Consider the following 3,164-nt stretch of genomic DNA (forward strand, 5'->3'; position numbering starts at 1 on the left):
GTGGCGCTGCTGGAAAACCCTACCGGCACCGAAGACCCCAACTATCTGGGCAATGGCAACCGTTTGCTGCTGGAGTTGTTCGACGCAAAGGTGGAATTGGTCGAGAACCTCGATAACGTCGACGACCAGCTCAACGCCCTCGCCGACCGCCTGCGCAGCAACGGCAAGAAGCCCTACCTCGTCCCCATCGGCGGCTCCAATGCCTTGGGTGCCTTGGGTTACGTGCGCGCCGGGCTGGAACTGGCCGGGCAGATCGAAGACAGCGGCATTGAGTTCGCCGCCGTGGTGCTGGCCTCGGGCAGCGCGGGCACCCATAGCGGCCTCGCGCTGGCGTTGAGTGAAGTACTGCCGAACCTGCCGGTGGTGGGCATTACCGTGTCGCGCACCGAAGAAGCCCAGTTCCCGAAAGTACAGGGCCTGGCCGAACGCACCGCCGAGTTGCTGGGCGTGGACATTCCCGAAGCCTTCAAAGTGATCCTGTGGGACGAATATTTCGGCCCGCGCTACGGCGAACCGAACGCCGGCACCCTGGCGGCGGTCAAGCTATTAGCCAGCCAGGAAGGCTTGCTGCTGGACCCGGTCTACACCGGCAAGGCCATGGCCGGTTTGCTCGATGGCATCGGGCGTCAGCGGTTTGAGGACGGCCCGATCATTTTCCTGCACACCGGTGGGGCGCCGGCGCTGTTTGCGTATGACTCGGTGCTTAACTGAATAAACACCGATCAAAATGTGGGAGCTGGCTTGCCTGCGATAGCGGTTCGTCAGCTACAAATGTGTTGGCTGATACACCGTTATCGCAGGCAAGCCGGCTCCCACATTAGATCAACCTAATATTCCAAAAAGAAATATCAAATTAATTTTATATTATTTTCAAGTCTTAAAAACTCGCTTTATAGTCGCGCCGAAGGCGAAGACGCGCACCGCGCTTTAAGGCAGGATACGACTACTGCGTCACCTGCTTCGCTCAACATAAAAAACACAGGGGCTGTTCATGACTATTTCTGTATTGCGTCGCACGTTGCTGGTTGGCACTTTGGGCTTGGCACTCGGGGCTGGTCTGATGGGCCAAGCCATCGCCGGCGAGCAGCTGAACACCATCAAGAAGGCGGGCGAGATCAAGATCGGCCTGGAAGGCACCTACCCGCCGTTCAGCTTTGTCGATGAAAGCGGCAAGCTCAGCGGCTTTGAAGTCGAGCTGTCCGAAGCGCTGGCCAAAGAGCTGGGCGTCAAGGTCAAGCTGCAGGCCACGCCATGGGACGGCATCCTCGCCGCCCTGGAATCCAAGCGCCTGGATGCAGTGGTCAACCAAGTGACCATCTCCGAGGAGCGCAAGAAGAAGTATGACTTCTCCAAGCCTTACACCGTGTCCGGTATCCAGGCGCTGGTACTGAAGAAAAACGCCGACAGCATCAAGACCGCCGACGACCTGGCCGGCAAGAAAGTCGGTGTGGGCCTGGGCACCAACTATGAGCAATGGCTCAAGGACAACCAACCCAAAGCCATCATCAAGACTTACAACGATGACCCAACCAAGTTCCAGGACCTGCGTATCGGCCGTATCGACGCCATCCTGATCGACCGCCTGGCCGCTCTGGAATACGCCAAGAAAGCCCCGGACACCGCCGCCGCCGGTGATGCCTTCTCCCGTCAGGAAGCCGGTATTGCCCTGCGCAAAGGCGAGCCGGAACTGCTCGACGCTGTGAACAAGGCCCTCGACAAGCTGCGCGCCGATGGCACCTTGAAGAAGCTGTCCGAGAAGTACTTCAACGCTGACGTCACTGAATAATGGAAGCAGGTTTCCAACTCGCGCTGGACTCCGCGCCCTTTCTGCTCAAGGGCGCGTACTACACGGTGATTCTTAGCCTCGGCGGGATGTTTTTCGGCTTGCTGCTGGGCTTCGGCCTGGCCTTGATGCGTTTGTCGCGCTTCAAGCTTCTAAGCTGGACCGCCCGAGTCTACGTGTCGTTCTTTCGCGGCACGCCCTTGCTGGTACAGCTGTTTTTGATCTACTACGGCTTGCCGCAAGTGGGCATCGAGCTGGATCCGATCCCGGCGGCCATGATCGGCTTTTCGCTGAACATGGCCGCTTACGCCTGTGAAATCCTGCGCGCCGCGATCAGCTCCATCGAACGCGGCCAATGGGAAGCTGCCGCCAGTATCGGCATGACACGCGCGCAGACCCTGCGCCGGGCCATCCTGCCGCAGGCCATGCGCACGGCCTTGCCGCCGCTGGGCAACAGCTTTATTTCGCTGGTCAAGGACACGGCACTGGCCGCCACAATCCAGGTGCCGGAGTTGTTCCGCCAGGCACAGCTGGTGTCGGCGCGTACTTTCGAAATCTTCACCATGTACCTGTCCGCCGCCCTGATCTACTGGATCCTGGCAAGCATCCTGGCGCACTTTCAAAATCGCCTGGAAGACCGGGTCAACCGGCATGACCTGGAGTCCTGAGCATGATCGTGGTTGAAAAACTGACCAAACAATTCAAAGGTCAGGTGGTACTCAACGGCATCGACCTGGAGGTCAAGGAAGGCGAAGTGGTCGCCATCATTGGCCCCAGCGGTTCCGGCAAGACCACCTTGCTGCGCTGCCTGAACTTCCTCGAAGAACCCACCAGCGGTCGCATCAAGGTCGGTGATATCGAGATCGACAGCAGCAAACCGCTCAGCCAGCAGCAAGGCCTGGTGCGGCGCTTGCGCCAGCATGTGGGTTTTGTGTTCCAGAATTTCAACCTGTTCCCGCACCGCACCGCGCTGGAAAACGTCATCGAAGGCCCGATCGTGGTCAAGAAGATGCCGCGCGAGACGGCGACCGCGCTCGGTCGCAAGCTCTTGGCCAGGGTCGGCCTGGCCGGCAAGGAAGACGCCTACCCACGGCGTTTGTCCGGCGGCCAGCAACAGCGCGTGGCGATTGCCCGTGCCTTGGCCATGGAACCGGAGGTGATTCTGTTTGACGAGCCCACCTCGGCGCTCGACCCGGAGCTGGTCGGCGAAGTGCTGGCGACCATCCGCAGCCTGGCCGAAGAAAACCGCACCATGGTCATCGTCACCCACGAAATGAGCTTCGCCCGCGATGTTGCCAACCGGGTGATCTTCTTCGACAAAGGCGTGATCGTGGAGCAAGGCGAAGCCAAGGCACTGTTCGCCAACCCCAAGGAAGAACGG

General features: G+C 59.8%; 4 protein-coding genes. All 4 read left to right on the plus strand.

What is annotated here, in order from left to right; translation table 11 throughout:
- The coding region (locus FEM54_RS28795; protein ID WP_138453878.1) for a D-cysteine desulfhydrase at nucleotides 1-711 on the plus strand (711 nt) is incomplete at its 5' end.
- Between the two features lie 280 nt (nucleotides 712-991).
- The gene (tcyJ, locus tag FEM54_RS28800; RefSeq protein WP_138453879.1) at nucleotides 992-1,786 is read left to right on the plus strand and encodes a cystine ABC transporter substrate-binding protein; all 795 of its coding nucleotides are present in this window, start codon (nucleotides 992-994) and stop codon (nucleotides 1,784-1,786) included.
- Nucleotides 1,786-2,451 (plus strand): cystine ABC transporter permease, encoded by a 666-nt coding sequence (gene tcyL / locus FEM54_RS28805; RefSeq protein WP_017135731.1) that lies wholly within the window; start codon nucleotides 1,786-1,788, stop codon nucleotides 2,449-2,451. The genes tcyJ and tcyL overlap by 1 nt, the downstream gene beginning before the upstream one ends.
- Before the next feature lie 2 nt (nucleotides 2,452-2,453).
- Nucleotides 2,454-3,164, plus strand: a 711-nt coding sequence (gene tcyN / locus FEM54_RS28810) for an L-cystine ABC transporter ATP-binding protein TcyN (RefSeq protein ID WP_138453880.1), incomplete at its 3' end; no start/stop codon positions are given.

Origin of the sequence: Pseudomonas edaphica, assembly GCF_005863185.1 — a bacterium.
GTDB classification, from domain to species: Bacteria; Pseudomonadota; Gammaproteobacteria; order Pseudomonadales; family Pseudomonadaceae; genus Aquipseudomonas; species Aquipseudomonas edaphica.